This window comes from Halobacterium sp. CBA1132, from assembly GCF_001485535.1.
In the GTDB taxonomy this organism is placed as follows: domain Archaea; phylum Halobacteriota; class Halobacteria; order Halobacteriales; family Halobacteriaceae; genus Halobacterium.
This window is the reverse complement of the sequence record NZ_BCMZ01000003.1, coordinates 103,717-120,973: the sequence shown is the minus strand read 5'-3', so window position 1 is coordinate 120,973 and position 17,257 is coordinate 103,717. Positions and strand designations below refer to the sequence as shown.

Annotated in this window: 16 protein-coding genes and 4 pseudogenes; 14 read left to right on the top strand and 6 right to left on the bottom strand. The window is 58.0% G+C overall.

Going from position 1 to position 17,257, the window contains the following annotated elements; all coding sequences use genetic code 11:
• Positions 1-109: 109 nt before the first annotated feature.
• Both AVZ66_RS15415 and AVZ66_RS16020 read right to left on the bottom strand, forming a co-directional pair.
• A complete protein-coding gene (locus AVZ66_RS15415; RefSeq protein ID WP_058985055.1) occupies positions 110-454 on the bottom strand; it encodes a hypothetical protein in 345 nt (114 codons plus the stop codon).
• A gap of 859 nt (positions 455-1,313) precedes the next feature.
• Positions 1,314-1,912, bottom strand: a pseudogene (locus AVZ66_RS16020) (IS6 family transposase).
• Positions 1,913-2,246: 334 nt separating this feature from the next.
• Between AVZ66_RS16020 and AVZ66_RS15410 the strand changes: the two are divergent.
• The 4 genes and pseudogenes from AVZ66_RS15410 to AVZ66_RS15395 all read left to right on the top strand — a co-directional run bounded on the left by AVZ66_RS15410 (position 2,247) and on the right by AVZ66_RS15395 (position 5,228).
• Positions 2,247-3,695 carry a site-specific integrase gene (locus AVZ66_RS15410; protein ID WP_058985047.1) on the top strand — a complete coding sequence of 483 codons (1,449 nt, stop codon included), beginning with the start codon at positions 2,247-2,249 and terminating at the stop codon, positions 3,693-3,695.
• 247 nt (positions 3,696-3,942) lie between these two features.
• Positions 3,943-4,484: pseudogene (locus AVZ66_RS15405) on the top strand (hypothetical protein).
• Positions 4,485-4,614: 130 nt separating this feature from the next.
• Positions 4,615-4,905, top strand: a complete 291-nt coding sequence (locus AVZ66_RS15400) for a hypothetical protein (protein WP_058985046.1) — start codon at positions 4,615-4,617, stop codon at positions 4,903-4,905.
• The gene (locus AVZ66_RS15395) at positions 4,905-5,228 is read left to right on the top strand and encodes a hypothetical protein (protein WP_058985045.1); all 324 of its coding nucleotides are present in this window, start codon (positions 4,905-4,907) and stop codon (positions 5,226-5,228) included. Before AVZ66_RS15400 ends, AVZ66_RS15395 begins: the two co-directional genes overlap by 1 nt.
• A 165-nt stretch (positions 5,229-5,393) precedes the next feature.
• Here the strand turns inward: AVZ66_RS15395 and AVZ66_RS15390 are convergent, their stop codons facing one another.
• Together AVZ66_RS15390 and AVZ66_RS15385 are read right to left on the bottom strand one after the other, a co-directional pair.
• Complete coding sequence (locus tag AVZ66_RS15390) at positions 5,394-6,206, bottom strand: DUF6036 family nucleotidyltransferase (protein WP_058985044.1); 813 nt, start codon at positions 6,204-6,206, stop codon at positions 5,394-5,396.
• Positions 6,203-7,126, bottom strand: a complete 924-nt coding sequence (locus tag AVZ66_RS15385) for a winged helix-turn-helix domain-containing protein (protein WP_058985043.1) — start codon at positions 7,124-7,126, stop codon at positions 6,203-6,205. Before AVZ66_RS15385 ends, AVZ66_RS15390 begins: the two co-directional genes overlap by 4 nt.
• Positions 7,127-7,848: 722 nt before the next feature.
• Here AVZ66_RS15385 and AVZ66_RS15380 point away from each other — a divergent pair.
• From AVZ66_RS15380 to AVZ66_RS15350, 8 genes and pseudogenes are all read left to right on the top strand, one after another.
• Entirely contained in the window at positions 7,849-8,712 is an 864-nt protein-coding gene (locus tag AVZ66_RS15380; protein ID WP_058985042.1) for a hypothetical protein, read from the top strand.
• A gap of 208 nt (positions 8,713-8,920) precedes the next feature.
• Entirely contained in the window at positions 8,921-9,847 is a 927-nt protein-coding gene (locus AVZ66_RS15375; RefSeq protein WP_058985041.1) for a transcription initiation factor IIB family protein, read from the top strand.
• Between the two features lie 200 nt (positions 9,848-10,047).
• Positions 10,048-10,290 (top strand): hypothetical protein, encoded by a 243-nt coding sequence (locus AVZ66_RS15370; RefSeq protein WP_058985040.1) that lies wholly within the window; start codon positions 10,048-10,050, stop codon positions 10,288-10,290.
• A 235-nt stretch (positions 10,291-10,525) separates the two neighbouring features.
• Complete coding sequence (tbsP, locus tag AVZ66_RS15365) at positions 10,526-11,344, top strand: transcriptional regulator TbsP (protein WP_058985039.1); 819 nt, start codon at positions 10,526-10,528, stop codon at positions 11,342-11,344.
• A gap of 65 nt (positions 11,345-11,409) precedes the next feature.
• A pseudogene (locus AVZ66_RS16010) lies at positions 11,410-11,640 on the top strand (hypothetical protein); the annotation flags it as partial.
• A gap of 75 nt (positions 11,641-11,715) precedes the next feature.
• Positions 11,716-12,111: a hypothetical protein gene (locus AVZ66_RS15360; protein WP_058985038.1), complete on the top strand. Its 396-nt coding sequence runs from the start codon at positions 11,716-11,718 to the stop codon at positions 12,109-12,111.
• A gap of 148 nt (positions 12,112-12,259) precedes the next feature.
• Positions 12,260-13,210, top strand: coding sequence for a winged helix DNA-binding protein (locus tag AVZ66_RS15355; protein WP_058985037.1), 951 nt, complete (start codon positions 12,260-12,262; stop codon positions 13,208-13,210).
• Positions 13,207-14,076 carry a hypothetical protein gene (locus AVZ66_RS15350; RefSeq protein ID WP_058985036.1) on the top strand — a complete coding sequence of 290 codons (870 nt, stop codon included), beginning with the start codon at positions 13,207-13,209 and terminating at the stop codon, positions 14,074-14,076. Before AVZ66_RS15355 ends, AVZ66_RS15350 begins: the two co-directional genes overlap by 4 nt.
• 73 nt (positions 14,077-14,149) lie before the next feature.
• Here the strand turns inward: AVZ66_RS15350 and AVZ66_RS15345 are convergent, their stop codons facing one another.
• A complete protein-coding gene (locus AVZ66_RS15345; RefSeq protein ID WP_058985035.1) occupies positions 14,150-15,514 on the bottom strand; it encodes a restriction endonuclease in 1,365 nt (454 codons plus the stop codon).
• A 347-nt stretch (positions 15,515-15,861) separates the two neighbouring features.
• On the opposite strand from AVZ66_RS15345, the gene AVZ66_RS15340 reads away from it, so the two are divergent.
• The gene (locus AVZ66_RS15340; protein WP_058985034.1) at positions 15,862-16,140 is read left to right on the top strand and encodes a type II toxin-antitoxin system Phd/YefM family antitoxin; all 279 of its coding nucleotides are present in this window, start codon (positions 15,862-15,864) and stop codon (positions 16,138-16,140) included.
• A 30-nt stretch (positions 16,141-16,170) separates the two neighbouring features.
• Positions 16,171-16,397, top strand: a pseudogene (locus tag AVZ66_RS17220) (type II toxin-antitoxin system RelE/ParE family toxin).
• A gap of 152 nt (positions 16,398-16,549) precedes the next feature.
• On the opposite strand, the gene AVZ66_RS15335 reads toward AVZ66_RS17220, so the two are convergent.
• Positions 16,550-17,209, bottom strand: coding sequence for a helix-turn-helix domain-containing protein (locus AVZ66_RS15335; protein WP_058985033.1), 660 nt, complete (start codon positions 17,207-17,209; stop codon positions 16,550-16,552).
• Positions 17,210-17,257 lie beyond the last annotated feature (48 nt).

The following is a 17,257-nucleotide window of genomic DNA, read 5'->3' as shown; positions in this document are numbered from 1 at the left end:
GGGGCTGGCGTGGCTGCTGTCTCATCGGCGGTCTCGACCGCTTTAAACAGTCGATGGAGGCGGGAGTCGACGTCTCGAAGCATCGAGAGAGCGTGGGCTTGCGGGTCCGTCATGTAGCGTCCTCCGAGTCTGGCTTGTAGCAGGCTGTCTGGAGTCGGCGGATGTACTCGGCGAGCGGTTCCGTTGCGTCTGTCGCAGTCACAGTCTTCGAGCGGTCATCATAGTCGACCGCGCCGACCCCATCGAGCGTATCGAGATGTCGTTGGGTCAGCGAAATGTAGGCCGATGCCCGCTCGTTACTTCCGACCTTGCTGGGGTCGAGTTCGTTTTCGATAGCCGCGATTTCGACCGCAAGATCGTCGACGGGAACGTCCCCAGTAGAGCGTGAGAGGGACAACACGACGCGCCGCCGGCGACTGTTCGCGATCGCATCAAACGCTCCAGCAGGAGCCATCGGAATGGCGAGCGACGCCGTCTCGTCGGTCGGCGCCGTCACTCAACTCGCCCCCGTTGGTGCTGGTGTCGGTCGACGTCGTGGGCGCGGTCTCGAGGATGTATCCTCGTCAAGTCGGGCTCGCCACCGCTGTCGCGCCGCAACGCATGTGACCCCGTAACTAGTTCGCTGAGTTGGCTGGTTGTGCTGTCGACATCGGCGCTGCTGGTCGCTGTATTGCGCTGATATGAGAGTTGTACGATTCGGGATTTTCGTGGGTCGGTTTCCGGGGTGGGACTCTGAGAGACAGAGTTATCACTCCTGACCCAGGTAATCTGGCTTGCTGTCATCGGTCTGGCAGCACGAGTCCGCCGGCGCTCTATCGCCAGGGGATTCTACTGGAATCGTGCTATCGTGGTGGACGAGCGCGTGTAACTTCTATATCAGTCACACAAAACTCGCAAACCGAATTCGCGTCTCTGAACGCCGCTACCACTCGAAGAGCTCTACAATCTTAACTATCTATTAAATCACACTCCACTCCCACCGGTAGTCAAAAACTCACTCACAGCACCTACACTGGAATATTCTCTGCCTTGTTTTATCGCCAATTGAGGGTATTCTCAGACGCTCTCACGAGAATGTTCTGTCAATATAACCCGGCGCTCATGTGTAGTATATTGTTGATGGCGCACAGTCTTGCGGTTTCACAGTAACAGGTGAACGATGGGAATGTGCGTGAAAGGCGCTCAGATCAACGGTCCCCTGGTCGGCGTTCGCCACCGCCACTGTATCAACAATCTCCTACTGAAAAGCGTATTCCTACGTCAGACCATCGTGTTTAGTTAAGCGAATTCCACCAGACGGCGAAGGCTTGCAGTCACGTTTCAGCAGTCGTTGGATCGACGTGACTAAAACTGTTACTAAACGAGGGGGTTTTGTCGTTTTTATCTCTCGAAAAATACGTTCGAGAGCATTCCGATTCCCATGCCGAACCGTCTGGAATCGAAGCCCTGCTCGACGTAGACCAGCAGCGAGATGCTGGGCGTGATCAACGAGAAACACTGCGTCTTCGACATCATGTTTCTCCTGTAACTCGCGCAGAAACCGCTGCGTCAATGCCGTCGTTGTCGTTGTATAGAGCCTAATATGCAGGAATTTGTTCGTTTCAGGATCGACAGGAGCGTACAGCCAATACTGCTGGCCGTTGATTCGGATCACCGTCTCGTCGAGCGCGACATGATCCGGGCTCGCGTTGCTGGCGGGCTGTAAATCGGCTTTCTGTACTCAATCGTGGACGGCTTTTCGTGACCGCTGGACACCAAACTTCTCAAGTTCATTAATGGTATTTGAGAGTGATAATCCAGCCAAATGGAGTCAAGTACCAAGCTTCATCAGCCCGGTCGGTGTCCGTTCTCGCTCCACAAAATCTAACTTAATCCAGTCGCTACAACCGCTGAAGCGGGTGATTTTCGCCATGAACCAGCTGAAAATCTTTCCGCCTCATCCTTCAGCCTTAACTAAACACGACCCCTTAGACATGGCAGGTGATTATATTCGAAGCGGTATTTCAGATAAAGGTTCGTAATCCACCAATCTCAGGACATACACATACTGAATTCATTACTGGAATCTTCTACTCCCCATTGAGGGAGTGAAAATATCTTTTTCGGATACCATCTGGCCAACTGTTTACAATCACAACATCCCTTTATATAGTTCATAATCAAATATGCCTACATCACCTGGAAATAGTGATGTAATTTTATATTTACAGCCAATATTTAAATAGGAATCCGCCAAACACAGAGCCATGCCCTCTTCCAACGTCGACGGTGACGGTCCCGACGACCAAGCCTGGTCGTACGACACACACGGCCGCCTCGAACGCGTCAAACGCCACATCGAGAACAACGACGAACTCACCGACGTCGACCGCGAGGCACTCGCCGCCTTCGAAGACGCAATGCGCTCGTACAACCAGAAGGAATTCCGGTTCTCCGACGCGACAATCGGCGGCCATCTCGAACTGTGCTTCCGGCTCGCAAAGCAGACAAACCAGCTCTCGGCGATGATCAACAGCGACGACCCCGACGCAGTTGTCGAGGACGTCACCGAAACAATCGACGAGATGGATATCTCCGACGACTACAAAGGCTCGTTCCTGAGTGCACTCCGCGTCTACGGCGACCTCATGACCGACGGAAGCATGCCAGAGCGGTTCGACGACCTCACACCAAGCAGCTACATCAACAACGACCCGACACCACTGGCGACGAACATCCTCGAATGGCAGGACGTCATCGAGATGGTCAACGCGACCGACCACATCCGGGACAAAGCACTCATCCTCACGGCCTGGGGAGCCGGCCTACGGGCTGAAGCAGAGCTGTGGAAGCTTCAGTACAAGCAAATCGACGACCGTGGTGACCACATCGTCATCTCCGTGACTGACGACACGAAAAACGACTACCACGGCGCCCGTGAAATCCATCTCTACGCCGGGTCAGCGATGCTGCGGAAGTGGCTCAATCAATATCATCCAGCGCACGCCGAGGACGGACCGGAGCCGGAGACACGCGTCTGGACCTACCACAAGTCCGATAAACCCGTTCGGTACCAATCAATCTGGAAGGCATTCAAGGTCGCCGGCGAGAGCGCCGGAATCACGAAGGACTACAACCCCGCCCACATGCGGCGCTCGCGAGCAAGCTGCCTCGCCCGCCAACCGATGATCGACGAGTACGATCTCCGGAACTTCTTCGGCTGGGGAATCAAAGGGAACTCGGCCGCACACTACATCGCGAAGTTCAGCAACGAGACCGCCAAGCACGTCGCGATGGCCGATGGGCACAGCGTCGAGACGTTCGACGAACCTGACCCGATTGCGCCACTGGAATGCCCGACCTGTGAGCGGTGGACAACACGGAATATCCGGGAGTGTATCTGGTGTTCTGCTGAGATTCCCGAGGACCGTCACGCAATCCGGCATACGGTGAAGGGGCCGGAGGAAGGCGAGAAAGACCTCCTTGACATGCTGATGGACGATGACATCAGCGTCGAGGATCTCGAAACGCTCCAACGACTCGAGCCCGTGGTTCGGTCGCGACCGGACATCTTCGATGAGGTCGGGAAGCTGATCGAGCTCGCAAAGGGAGGCGTTGGTGGTGGCGATGATCGCGGCCACTTCGGAATTCGGGTCGCAGTCGCGTCGATGGCAATCATAGTCATCTACTTTCTCCTAGTCCCACTCCTGGGGTAGGTGGTCCTCTTTACCGAGATTAGTAGTTTTGTGGGTTTGTAAGGGTATATATTGCATATCTGGGTGTGTGGGAATATGTGTTTTAGAAGTAGGTCATCTATCGGGACTAAGGTTTGACGTTCCAGTGCGAGACAGAGACGGTGGCGTCGCTGTCGTGGACGGTATTCTTGTAGAGATGGGGCCATCTAGTTAGCTCGAATAGCTGTCGCATCGCGTTGTATCGGGCCGCGACTCCTCAAGAGCGAGTATGGTCATCGTCAAGGAGGTCACCAAACTGAGCGAGCGCCGCACCCAGACCTCGTCCGAGGCGTTTCCGGACAAAACACTGGCGTCAATTCGGACGGCCGTCGAGGCTTTGCAAGTGACGTCTTCGACGGTTCGACGAAACACACGGAGGTGCGGGTTCGATGCCACGATAGCCGATGGCCTCCCGCAGTACGAGTACAAGGGGAGGCTGATGGCGGCTACAACCCGAACTGCAAGCTCTGGTCACATCAAGAGTTCAACTACAGCGTTGACCTCTACGACGCCGACGCCCGCATCGTCATGGAGGTGGAGAAGAGCGAACGCAAGAACGGTAGCGACGACCTCCTCAAGTTCCAGAAAGGCTACCGCATACAGAAGGACGGCCGCCCGAAAATCGAGTTCGGCTGCCTGATCGTGCCCATGAACTACCTCGGGCGGCACAACCTCTACCAGCATAGCCTGACCAAGCTCGACTTCATGAAGGGCGTCCTGTTCATCGACGACGTCGCCGTCATCGGCTATCGCGATCCGCGACCTGACTGATACTGTCCGCCCTGACTGTTTGTCGGCGTCCTCAGAACGCGGAGCGTTCTGGTGTGCGAACGAGAAACGGTGTTTCTCGTGCACGCCGGGAGGCGTGCAGCGCGCGACAGCGTGCGCAGCGTGATTCATCATGCCTGGTCCCGATCCTCACGACGACACGAGTGCCGACTACGAACAGTTCGAGAAAGAACAGGTTGCCCAGGACCGCGACGCCGCGAGCGTCGCGACCGCGGACGTCGACGACGCGACGGCCCGGAGTCTAGTTGACGACCTCATCGACGCGGACGTCGTCACTCCGGTTCCCGAGGGCCAAGTTCTGGTTCACGAGCCGAGTGGCACTACCTTTGACTCGGCGACGCAGCTGGCCGTCTTCCACCGTGGCTGGACGGCCGCACACGACCCCGATTCGGAGGCCGAGTGATGCAGCAGACGCTCACCGGGTGTGCGTTCTGTGACGCGCTACCCGGCACCAAGGTTGGCGAGGCGCATACCTGGGGCGAAGACGAGCGGGTCACCCACCCGATCTGCGTCGACTGCGCGATCCAGACGGAACCGGATCCCGACGAACGCGACCACTACGCCTGCGACGGATGTGGACTCGTCGTCGACACCCTCGCGGCGCTCACGCGGTTCCGCGTGGAACTCGGCCACCTCGAAGGGCCGCTGCAGTCGTGTGCGCGATGTAGTCCTGGCGGGCCCGCGACGTACTGGACGCACGACCTCGATGAGCATCTCGTTGAGTGAGACATGTTGCCGACGCTTGCACCGTTTCCATTGAGGATCTCGTTGACGAAGTCGACGTCGCGCTTAACCGCGACTAATGGGGAGTCTCCCTATCCAGGGATAGAGAGAGTATCTAATAAGCCGCACCGCTTGGCATTACGCCACAGATTCCGGTATTCCTCGCCGTCAGATCGTCGTCGAAAGACGCTCAATGCGATCAGCGGTTCTCTCAATTGCGTCTTTCTCCTCGAGACGACTCACGATATCCTGTAGTTCACCCATAGTGTAATCGAGTTCCTGCTGTAGAGTGGGCATCGATTTCGATTCGTCGAGGGCGTGAAGCACCTCGAACTCCTCGTAGACGCGCTCTGTGATCTCTGCAACAGGGTCATGTAGCGCTGTCGTCACGTTATGTTGCTCGGTGAGGTCCGCCAACGCCTCGTTCACGTACGTGACGAACAGTTCTTGATCCAAGAGGTCGATCTGCGCGGTGAGTTCTGCTTCGACAACGTCAAAATCGAGGTCAGTCTGCAGCAACGAAAACATATCTTCGATATCGTCCACTCGTCCGGCGACCGCCTTGAACAGGAAGATATCCTCTGGGCTCACGAGTTCGACCACTAAGTTGCCGGGGTCGAGGTACCGCTCGCTGCGCTTCCGAATTCCGTCGGAAAGAACCAGTTTGTCGACTACCTGTTGATTGAAGATGTCGATTCGACACCCGTCATTGTTCTCGAGGATTCGCTGAGCACCGAGCGTTTCGTATTCCTCGTCCGGTTCCCGAACGATATCGTAGCCACGTTCGAGCAGGACTGCTTGGAGCTGCCCAAGGTCATCACCGGATGCGACAATGAGATCGATATCCTTGGTCGTGGTCTTGAGATCACGGAACGCCATCGCCCCACCGCCAATCAAGAAGACGGTGAGTGGGTCGTCTAGCTGCTCGCCGATGCGCTCGAGTTCCGATCGAATGTACGAACTGTCGAATCGCGCCCTCATGCTAACACCCCGTAATCCTCAGCCAATTCTTGGAACTCCTCCCACTCGGGAAGGCGAGATGCCCGCTGATCGCCACTCGTGTCGAGATACGTGAGCAAGTCCTCGACGAGATCGTCGACGCCGTACTTTGTGGCTTGGGTACGCAGCTCGTCACGGTCGACATCAACGTGGCTGAGCAAGAGCAGGCAGTATGACTGCGTCCGCGCTCCCGAATCGATCACGAGCATATGACAGCACAGCGTCGCCGGTGAGAGATCATTCATCGTCTCCGAATAGAGGTAGTACCGACGGTCGCGGGCCAGAAGTGGCAGGTCATACGTCTGGAAACGCTCTGGCCCCGTCGCGAGAAAGGTCTCGTCGGCAATTTCGTCTTCGGCCTGCACGAGGAACTCGTCGAGTGACTCCCAGAGAATCGTGTAGGTGTCGGTGTGTTGTTCGACGGTCTGGCGATGGTCGTGGTGGACGAGTTCCCGAGCAAGCGTACTCAGTTGTTCGAATCCCTCGTTCAGCGCATAGGCATCGTCGTCAGTCTGGTAGATAATCCCTCGATGCTGAAGTGGATCGAGGGCGCGATGAACAGTACTCCGGTGAATGTTGGCCCGACGTGCGAGCTCCGTTGGGACTCGCGGTGTTTCAAGATAGTAGAGCACGCGGAGCGTCGCGCCCGACAACAGTTCGGGCCATTCGATGTGCGAATACGCTTGGGTGATATCTGCGAGGAGTTCGAGTGCTTTCGCGTCCGATGGCCGGATCTGCTTTGTTTTCCCTTTTCGACGCGTCTCGACGAGTCCGGTCGCTTCGAGACGATTGACGAGTTCAGACGTGTAGCTGAGACTGCGGTCCAGCTGGGTCGCAAATTCGGAGACGGTCTGCTCACTATGCAGGACAGTGAGCGCGCGGATCTCGCCTTCAGTAAGCATCTGTTGCGTAGTTACGAATCGATATTTAAATAACTTCGCTATCTCGCAACGACTACGGCTGGCTCAGCTGCGGCTACTGGTGGCAACACGATGAAGACTCGGCCGCTCACGGGCGGCGTGTCCCCCGTTAGCTCTGGAGCGCCTGCGCTCCCGGTGACCGAGACGGCCTCGCCCGTTCTGCGTCGACCAGGTAGCGGCTGGAGCACGAGCGTCGATGTCGGTTGAACAGGTGATTCTCCACGGCCCGCCCCACTCGCCGCTGCCGCCCTCCGCTTGCTCACGGCTCACGCTGTTCGCCGTTCGCATCGCGGCGCTCACTGCGTTCGCGCCGCGCTTCGCTCGCGACCGACCAGTCCGGGCATGCGGGCGCTCTCCGCACCGCCCGCGCCCGTTCCGGGCTAAAATGCATCTGGTCTCGACGCCAGCGTTTCACCCGTCCGGGTCCTCCGGACCTCGCCGACGGCGACCGCGACGGACAGTGGTTGCGTCGCGGCGAACGGGAAATGCGCTGGCCGCTCGCTCCGGGCGGCGCTGGCGCGCGCGGCTGGCTGGGGCTACCTCATGCAGGCGCGCTCTCGCTCGCGCCCGGTAGGGCGCTCGCGAAGGCGCGAGCGAGAGCGCGCAGACGAGTCTGTCGGTCGGTGTCGTCGTTGAAAAATCCGCGATGTTGAGGCATCGCGGTGGCGGCGCGTGAGCGCCTTCAGTGGTACGAGTGAGTACCAATGTCTAGTAACAACGTCACTACGTATGTAGTTTCGGTCGATGAACAGGCATTCGAGAACGCAGACAAACGAGAGGTCGACGAAAATGGGTTCGAGGTCGTCGACGAGACCCCAGAGTTCCAAGCGACGGTCGACATGGAAGTGGAGGCGAAAGTCGATTCTAACCATCCAGACGCCCGCGTCGAGGAAGGTCCGGACCACCTGTTCGGGAAGACCCTCGAACAGGAAGAGCGCATCAAGGCACAAGAGGCCGAACTGGAACACATCAGTTCCCAAGCCGAACTCAGCCACCAAGAGGGACGCGCGAAGCGGACACGAGACATCGTCATCGAACAGTGTGACCGGGACAAACCGAAACAGAAGGAGCAGACAGATCCCCGAGAGGAGCTAACACAGGAGGAACTCGCAGAAGTGAACAGGCAGGCGATGCGGATCAGTGATGAAGTCGATGGCGGGTGGTCAAGAGCGGTCGTCGCCAAGCAACTCGCCGAAAAGGTCCATCACGGTCAGGACGTCACCAAGGCAGTCCTGGAGACGCTGGAAGAACTGAAGGCGGTGCCGGGGGCAATTGTACCCATCGCGGATGTGCCAGACGTGCCAGTTGGGGAAGTGACGGTCGAAGGGCAGGTTACCGAACTCTGGACCCCCAGTAGCAGTGCAATCGCCCAAGTCGGGCTGATCGAGGACGAGAGCGGGCGGACGAAATTCACGATCTGGGAGAACAGTCGAAAAACGGTGGTTCGAGAAGGGCAGACGGTCCGGTTCAGAGCAGTCAAGAAAAACTGGTACCAAGGCCGGTGCAGTCTCGCTATCACAGGCTGGAGTCGGATCGAATTCCCAGAGCGCGGCCGCTGGTGGAAATAGCCGGGCCTGAACCCCCTTTTTTGCTGGTGTATACGTAGTCACCGCCACCTCCCACCACCTCCACGGTCCGGGCGGCGCATAGCGCCGCCGGGCTTTCGCCACAGCAAACTACGACACTACCGCCGCACCGCTTGGTGTTTTTCTCCCCCTTAACGGGTGAGGGGCGTTCCGAGAGACGCGATCCGCGTGAGTCCCCTCGTGCGTACCCATGGCAACCAGAGAAATCTACGAAACGAGCTTCGACGAAGACGTCCAGACCGAGACCGAATCGACTCAGTGCCCCGAATGCGGTGGTCGAGTCACCACCAACGCAGTCGAAACCGTCTGCGAGGACTGCGGGCTTGTCGTCGACGAGCAGCGAATCGACCACGGGCCAGAGTGGCGAGGCTTCGATGACAACGAGCGTGAACGGACTGGCGCTCCGTTGACAGCAGCGCGGCACGACCGGGGCCTGTCGACGGAGATCGGCCGGCGGACCGATGCGAACGAGAACGAACTCTCCGGACAGAAGCGACGGCGACTAGCCCGAATGCGGCGTGAACAATCTCGTGGGCGGTTTCAGTCAAAAGCCGAGCGCAACCTCGCCCACGGGCTTGGTGAAGTCCGCCGGATCGTGAGCACACTCGAATTATCCGAGACGATCCGCGACCAAGCGTGCCAACTCTTCCGCAGTGCCCAAACCGAGGACCTTCTCCGTGGGCGGTCGATCGAGGCGATGGCCGCCGCAAGCGTCTACGGCGCCTGTCGCTGTAACGGGCGGCCGCAAACCCTCGACGATGTCACCGAGTCGGCGCGCGTCGAGCACTCGCGGGTGACGAACGCGTACACGACGCTGAATACGGAACTTGGCCTACCGGCCCAGCCCATGACGCCCAGTACGTTCGTTCCCCGCCTTGCATCAGAACTCGACGTCTCCGATCAGATTCAGCAGCGGGCTCGACAGTTGGCGGAAGCATCCGAATCGACCGCGGCAACCACGGGAGTTCAGCCGTCCGGGTTCGCTGCAGCCTGTCTGTACAAGGCCGGACGCGAACAGGGGTGGTTGCTCACTCAGTCCGACATCGCGGAAGCCGCAGAGGTCTCACCGGTCACCGTTCGAACCCGCCGCGACACGCTCGACGAACTGGCTTTGTGACGCCCACGTTGTTGATGTCCGGGTATCTCCCTGGAGAGGCTGTCATAGAACGCGTTCAACGAAGTTGATTTCATCTATCCACACAGTGAACACGCCGATAAGTAGATGTGCGAGTTTATCGAGGTCAGTTTACAACGCCGATCCTCAGAACCGTTCTGCTTGACAACAGTCTTATCTCGAATCCCATTGGAAGTACCCATATGGATGCTATCGGAAATATAATCCTTCGCGCCGACGGGTTGCTCTGGCATCTATCCAACGTCACTGTTGGCGTTGCTGTCTTTCTTGCTACCGTCCTGTACGCCTCGCCGGGGACCTATTCATTGAATCTGATTATAGCCAGTGTAGACCCATTCTACATCGTTGCTCCCCTCTCTCTACTGTACACCTGTTGGTGCGGGTTTGACTTGTGGCGGTGGTACGAGGACGACGGGATACTGTGATTCGGTAGGTCCACAACCTGTACTTAGCAATTAAGAGCTAAGACTTGGTAGCGATTGAGGAGTTCAACAAAGCCAAACAGCCCAGCTTCGCAGTTAATTCGCACGACCGCTCTGAAACGAACTGCTATGAGAGCCGTTCTATGACAGCTCCAGACCGTATGACACGAATGCTATCGTTTTACTACCTCGATATTCGGTGAAATTAAATACGTCGTCGCCCTACACGCAGACAGAAATGTCACAGAATCTACTAGGAACGAGCGTCGACGACATTATCCACGCCATCCTCGACGACAACCCCGACGACCTGTACGTCATCAACCCCGCCGGCCACACCATCAAGGAACTCGTCAACACCACTGACGCCTACGACGGAGACCTCCCCGACATCCGCCTCCTTGCCAATCATCGAACCCTCAAAGACGTGATGGACGACTTCCTCGTCGCAAGCACCGCCGCGAACCTCATCGAGGAAAACATCCTCGAGCTACGGACCGTCAACGGCGGCCTCCGGTCGTCGATGCTCGTGACGGCCGACCGCACCGTCGCACTCCTCGAAGGTAGCGAACTCACTGGCGGTCTTCCCACCGACGACGACGATTTCACCGACATTGCCTACGACGCCGTCGGCGACGACTGGGAAGCCGCCGAGGAGTTCACGCTCCGCACGCCCGCCATCGACCGCGTCCGACAGACGCTCGGCGAGGATATCGGCGAGGATGTTGAAGCCGATTTCAGCGAAGTGCTCGCTTCGATGGAGACCGCACGTGGTGACGGCGATGGCCTTGACGAGGTAACGGTGAGCTTGCTGGTCGCCGCGAAGAACCGTGAGCAACTCTACGACATCAGCAAGTGGGGCGAGGATGTCGGTATCGCGTCGAAGGCAACGTTCTCCCGCATGAAGACCACACTTGAGGACCTCGGGCTCATCGACACCGAGAAAGTCCCCGTCGACATTGGGCGGCCGCGCCTCCGCCTAAAGCTCGCCGACGAGCACCTCGAAGACGCGCCCCCAGCGGAACTCGCGAACGCCGCCCAGTCGGTTCTCTCGTAACCGCTCCGTCAAAACCGGCTAAAGAGATATCCCACGGACATCGACGTAGGGACCTGACCACTACTGTCGACGGCTACCCGGTGTGGTCGCGAGGGTATGAGACGAAAGACGCGAAATCGTTCCGGGACGAACTTCGGAAGCGGCCTGCACCCGAACTGAATTGTCCGGAGTGTCCGAACGATAACGTCCTCGTCGGTGAGAAGTCAGCAGACGGGGCGAAGATCCAGCGTTGGTTCGACTGCCCGGACTGTGGGTACGAAGCCCCCTCACGCATCGTCTACGGCGCCGAGCGGTAACTGAACGGACGTCCGCCTCGCTGTTTTTCGTCCGGGCAAGAGGGGTGGCCCGGTTCGACTGGGCCAGATCCACAGATGAGTCTCGAACTACTCAACCGACACAGTGAGGCACTGTTCGAGTTCCTCTGGTGTCCTGTCTGCGGGCACGAGATATTCAGCCACATTCCCTTCGAGGGGGTGTTCTGCAAGCACTGCAACACGCAGGTTGAACTCCAAGAATCACGGGAAACACGCGGCTACGAGGAAGCTGTCCTCGCCTGCTTCGACACCCATTCGACGTGGAACCTTCACGTCGACGAGAAACTTCGTCGCGACCTACCTGATGGGTCGGCGCGGGTGAAAGTCCTCGGTTCCCCAGGCGACTACAAGGTCGACTGGTGGAGTCCGAAGCCAGATGAGGATTGGGAGCCGGTCGAACGTGACGAATTCGACGATGTCGACGAACCAGACGAGGTGTCACACCTGGCTTAGCGATGTTCGCTCCAGTATTGAGATAGTAGCTCAACCGGCCATTAGAGACTACGGTCGCAGATCGCATTGACGAATCGTTGTTGAATCGATTTTCGTCAACCTAAACCAAGAAACGTATTTATAGGTATAGTACTTACAGTAGACATAGATGCTTACGAAGGCCGGACTCGCCGTCATCGACACGTTGAGCACCGGCCGGGAAGCAACAGCAGCCGATCTCGCGATGGAAACCGAATATTCCCAGACTCATCTCTACGACGTACTCGACGAGTTACTCGAATCGGGGTTGCTCGCCGAACACCGTGGGGCAAACAACCAGCGGGAAGTCTCCCTCACAGACCACCCGGTCGTCGAAGCGTACCGAGCCCTTCGATCCGAACTCGGACACGTCGAATGGCCCGACCTTCTCTCGCCGGCCACACTCCGGGTATGTTGGTATCTCGACGAGCCTCGACGCGTGTCTGAGATTGCCGAGCGACTCAATATCACTCGACAAGGCGTCCACAAGGCGCTGTCACCGCTCAAGCATCGTGCAATGCTATCCCCCTCTGGCCCAGAGTACGCGTTGAGTGAGGGGCTCTCGCCGCTGCTAGCGTTCGCTCAGGCCGTCGTGACCCACGAGCACCAGTCGCGAGCTCGGGAGATCGCACCGAGTGCAACTGTCGAGTGGTGCGACCCGAAACGGACACTCGTTCGCGTCCAGACCACCGAGGATACAGACGCACTACTAGACGTACCTGATTGGCAGGTGACCGGGCTCGGACGATTCGAGGAGTACGGCCTGCAGTTCTTCATTGCAGGTGAGCCCGCGTTCTGGTATGCACCCAACGAGGAACTCACGCCGGAGGAAGTGGTGTGTCACACGCTCATCCTCGATAGCGGCTCCCGGCGGGTTAGCTATGCGATGCTCTTGATCGAGGCGTTGGACATCGACCAAGAGACGCTCACAGACACTGCAACGTGGTACAACCTGGAATCCACGATAGCTGCGATGTACCAGGCACTGCAGGGAGGGGTCGAGGACTCGGACGTAATCCCTGTCGTGCTTCCAAGTGAATCAGAATATATGGCGCTCAAAGAGCAGTACGGAGTAGTATGACGGTATTCAAGGGTGGAGAGGCGATCAAAGAGTTCCTCGAGGAGTTCGATAGCTGGCTGTCAGAGTCCGTGACAGTGTATCTCCTCGGTGGATCTGCAATGACGGTTCGGGGGTTGAAAGACCAAACCGAAGATATCGATCTCGCGGTGGGTGTTGTTTCTGAGTTCGAACACGTCTACCAGACGCTCACGTCACAGGGATTCACCGTTGTCGACGAACCAACGGAGTCGTTCGAAGGCGTTGGAAAAACCGTCGAATTGCATCACAACAAGCGCGGGTTTCGGGTCGATATCTTCGAACAGCAAATCGTCGGGAAAGTCTGGATCACCCACCGGATGCGCGACCGGGCCGAAGAGTTCTGGACCGGGAACTACGTAACAGCACACATCCTCTCCGATGAGGACATGTTTCTGCTAAAAGCGGTCTCCGGCGGAGACCTGGGGAGTGGCCGGCGCCGCGACATCGAAGATATGCGAACGTATGCCCAGCGTGGGTTGGACTACGAGGTGATTCTAACGGAGATTGACGATCAGCGACCGTTCAATACTGGCTCCACTGAAGCACGACAAATCCGTGACCGCACCCACCCGCTATTCGCAATCGAGATGGCGGTGAGCTCATTGTCTGGGCTTCCGGATTCGTTCATCGACCGCATAGAAACGTTCGCGACAGCCTTCGAGATCGAATACACTGTATTGAATGCTGTTGACGAGGGTATCAACGGAGTCGAAGCAATTCAAGAGCGGGCGCTCTCGAATGTGCGGGCACTTTCTGGCAATCAAGAAGATGCCGTCGACGACGCGATTGAGCGACTGGTCACGAAGGATATTCTCGACCGGGATGGAGAAACGGTTCGACTTCGGTGACACACCACTTCCCAGGTGTTCCAAGAAGAGACGCATATTCCTCGTTAGGAAAACAATGTGAGAGCCAACCAATTCAGATGACACCGCCGATAACGAGGAGGACGATGAGGGTCAGCAGCGTCGCGATAACGCCTCCGCCAGCGAGGACCTGGTTCTCCATCGCCTTCTCGTGGATGGGCATGGCGGCGTACTCCTCGCGGAACGTCTTGAGGTTCTCCTCGTCGTAGAAGTACTTCGTCTTCAGCGCGAACCGCTCGGTGACCGCACAGCCCGTACAGACCGGTTCCTGCTCGAGCCGTTCGGTCTTGATGTGACTGTCGCAGGCGATCGCCCCGCAGTTCGAACAGTACGTGTACGCCTCGTCGACGCCGCTGGTCTCGCAGTGGACGCAGCGATGGATGCCGTCCTCGGCGGTGACCCTCGAGGGGCCCGCTACGAAGTACTCGTAGGGATAGGTGTACTCCTGAAGCTCGGTCGTCTGTCGAACATCGGGGAGATACACCGGTTCGATCGACTGGACGGAGATATCCGAGCGATTCGGCTCGCAGGTCTTGTTGTACGTGACGTTGTTGTCGCCGGTGTAGGTCACCGTCGTCGTGTGATGATCTTGAAGCCGGTCGACGGCCCACTCCTTGTACTCGGTTTGGGTCTGTCCGAACCGACGCGCTTCGACCTCGTTGAACACCTCGCCGAAGCGGTCGGTGTCCAACTCGACCGTCGCGTGAAGGTTCTCCGTGACCAACGTCGCGACGTCGTCGGCAGCGACCTGCGGCTGCCCGCGTTCGGCATGGACAACGAACCTCGTCCGCTCGTTGATCCGGTGGATAACGCCGACTGACGTTTCGAAGACCGCGTTCGTGTCGGCAGTGACAGCCACCACCGGTCGAAACGTCGCTTCTGAGCGGGGCGTCGGCAGGTCGGCCGCCTCGATATTCTCGATGTCGCGGAACGCCTCCTCAACGGGCGCATCGACGTTAGCCGCGGGATCGTACGGCCGAAGCGTTTCGTCACAGAGAATTTCGATACGACCGTTGTAGAGGTCGAGACCGATATCGTCGGCAATCTCCCGCAGATCCTCGCCGTCGAGCAGCTCGATAGGATGTGGGTCGTCGTTCTGCTGGAGGCGGGTCGCGTACTCCTGGGCAGGGTTGGTAAATCGGCCGGTGGTAGCGACCATACCCCGCTTTGGGCCGTCGAAGTCGAACGTGGCGATCGCCGAATGGAGCTTCTGGACAACCGGTCGCCCGACGGTGTCCGTGTGCTTGCACTCGACGATGATCGCGCGCCGAGTGCCGTCGACGACCTCCTCCATGATGACGTCGCGGCCTTCGTCGGCTGTTTTTGCGGCCTGGCGGACGTTCTCATAGCCGAGGTTCCGGAAGACGTCTTCCATCACGTCTTCGAACTCGAACCCGGAGAGGTCGTCCAGTACAGCCATTCGGATATACTTGGATAGTACGTTGCAACTGTCAAATACGTTGCCGAACAGCCCGCCGTCCTGTTTGTTGAACCCCCGAGAGGGGTGCGGGAGTTACCGAACTACCCGCGAGCAACGTATGAACGGGAACGCACCTGCAGCCGGTTCAGAGCCAGTCCTAGTAGCATCGCCCACTGAAACGCATGGAGAAACGGTCGAATACGTTGCTTTCAGTGTAGACGGTGGCGCCGTTGTCCTGAATCTCTCCGAACACCGGCGACGCTCCCTCGAGCGCAGTCTGAATCTCGTCAACCACAGTTCGGGGAACCAACCGAAGCTACTTACGTGATACAAGCGTATCACAGCATATGAGCACTGACAGCGACGCCGGTGGCGACGGTGAAATGGAGAAGATCAACGTCCGAGTGCCACAGTCGCTGCTGGCACAGGTTGATGATGCCTGGGAGGACCGCGGGTACGCGAGCAAATCGGAGTTTATCCGTGATGCGCTCCGGGATGCCGTCAACCCCTCGACGCAACTGTCTGAAGAAGCACTCGAACATCTAGCCGAGAGCCGCGAACAGCGAGAGCAGGGCGAAACAGTATCACAGGACGACGTGAAGGACCGGCTGGGCATCGATGACTGAAGTCGGTGGACACCAAAAGCACTCGATTTACTGGAAGAGGGTCGACACCGAAGCCCAAGAGCGACTGGTCAAGAAACTCGACGAGGCGAAAGATTGGACGTCCCACCGCCTCGAAAAGCTTAGCGGCTACCCGTATCTACAAGCTTCGCGCTGGCGACTACCGGGCGATTATCACCGGGGACCACAAGGAAGACGTTCTCATCGTCGAAGCGGCCGAGCACCGACAGAATATCTACGACCGTCACCTCCCACCGTAATCGGGACAACACTAGCCTATTTTCTAACGCGTCCGGACCATCGTGAAGAACCAACCTTCGATGTTTGGTTGAATCAATGTCAGGGTTAATACGATGTGAGTGAGCAGTCGGACCGGCGACAGCGAACAGACACTATTGTTCTCGGTGGTGGATCACTTTGGCGGTGTAGTCGGTTCGGTGTGGCCGCGCTGTTCCGTGCCGGTGGTCGCAGTTTCAAGCGCGTCAGTAAGAAGTTTTGATTCGGCCTTCCGGAGGTGTTCGAGCATCGTCGAACGGGTGATTTCCATGTCCGCAGCGAGTTCCTCGCTCGTAATCTCGCGGGGCCACTCGAAGTAGCCTGCCTCAATGGCGTGTTCGATTACCTCGTACTGGCGATCGGTGAGTCTGACGCCAGGCCCGTCGAACGCTGAGAGTTTGTCGAGAGTGACCGTCCCAATCTCTCGGAAGTCTTCAATCATCGCTCGCAGGTCCTGCCGGCGGAAAAAGAGGACCGTGTAGATACGGCGGTTTGGACCGATCGAGGTCTGGCGTCTGAGAATGCCGTGGTTCCGGTCAATCGCCGAGTAGGCCCCACAGGAAATCTTTGTGACCAGGACGTTCCCGTTGCCCAACTCCTCAATGTGTTTTACCTGGTCTGATTCCTGCAACGTGTCGAGGGCGGTGGGAACTTCTGCGCCAGATTCGACGACGAACGTCACGAGTTCATCGTGTAGTTCCTCGATAGCGATATCGAGATCCTGGTCAACCTCCGTGGCGAGTTTCGAAACGACACACTCCTTGTCTTGCTGGAGGTGGATCTCCGCCTGAAACATGCCTCTTCTCAGGGTAGGGACCATCAATAAGGCTTCGTCGGGAGAGGT

What these genes read in the sequence shown, in the direction of transcription:
- AVZ66_RS15345 (WP_058985035.1), bottom strand. Translation starts at nt 15,514, where the DNA reads ATGGCTGTACTGGACGACCTCTCCGGGTTCGAGTTCGAAGACGTGATG.
- AVZ66_RS15385 (WP_058985043.1), bottom strand. Translation starts at nt 7,126, where the DNA reads ATGCTTACTGAAGGCGAGATCCGCGCGCTCACTGTCCTGCATAGTGAG.
- AVZ66_RS15380 (WP_058985042.1), top strand. Translation starts at nt 7,849, where the DNA reads ATGTCTAGTAACAACGTCACTACGTATGTAGTTTCGGTCGATGAACAG.
- AVZ66_RS15375 (WP_058985041.1), top strand. Translation starts at nt 8,921, where the DNA reads ATGGCAACCAGAGAAATCTACGAAACGAGCTTCGACGAAGACGTCCAG.
- AVZ66_RS15390 (WP_058985044.1), bottom strand. Translation starts at nt 6,206, where the DNA reads ATGAGGGCGCGATTCGACAGTTCGTACATTCGATCGGAACTCGAGCGC.
- AVZ66_RS15370 (WP_058985040.1), top strand. Translation starts at nt 10,048, where the DNA reads ATGGATGCTATCGGAAATATAATCCTTCGCGCCGACGGGTTGCTCTGG.
- AVZ66_RS15395 (WP_058985045.1), top strand. Translation starts at nt 4,905, where the DNA reads ATGCAGCAGACGCTCACCGGGTGTGCGTTCTGTGACGCGCTACCCGGC.
- AVZ66_RS15355 (WP_058985037.1), top strand. Translation starts at nt 12,260, where the DNA reads ATGCTTACGAAGGCCGGACTCGCCGTCATCGACACGTTGAGCACCGGC.
- AVZ66_RS15350 (WP_058985036.1), top strand. Translation starts at nt 13,207, where the DNA reads ATGACGGTATTCAAGGGTGGAGAGGCGATCAAAGAGTTCCTCGAGGAG.
- AVZ66_RS15410 (WP_058985047.1), top strand. Translation starts at nt 2,247, where the DNA reads ATGCCCTCTTCCAACGTCGACGGTGACGGTCCCGACGACCAAGCCTGG.
- tbsP (WP_058985039.1), top strand. Translation starts at nt 10,526, where the DNA reads ATGTCACAGAATCTACTAGGAACGAGCGTCGACGACATTATCCACGCC.
- AVZ66_RS15360 (WP_058985038.1), top strand. Translation starts at nt 11,716, where the DNA reads ATGAGTCTCGAACTACTCAACCGACACAGTGAGGCACTGTTCGAGTTC.
- AVZ66_RS15400 (WP_058985046.1), top strand. Translation starts at nt 4,615, where the DNA reads ATGCCTGGTCCCGATCCTCACGACGACACGAGTGCCGACTACGAACAG.
- AVZ66_RS15340 (WP_058985034.1), top strand. Translation starts at nt 15,862, where the DNA reads ATGAGCACTGACAGCGACGCCGGTGGCGACGGTGAAATGGAGAAGATC.
- AVZ66_RS15415 (WP_058985055.1), bottom strand. Translation starts at nt 454, where the DNA reads ATGGCTCCTGCTGGAGCGTTTGATGCGATCGCGAACAGTCGCCGGCGG.
- AVZ66_RS15335 (WP_058985033.1), bottom strand. Translation starts at nt 17,209, where the DNA reads ATGTTTCAGGCGGAGATCCACCTCCAGCAAGACAAGGAGTGTGTCGTT.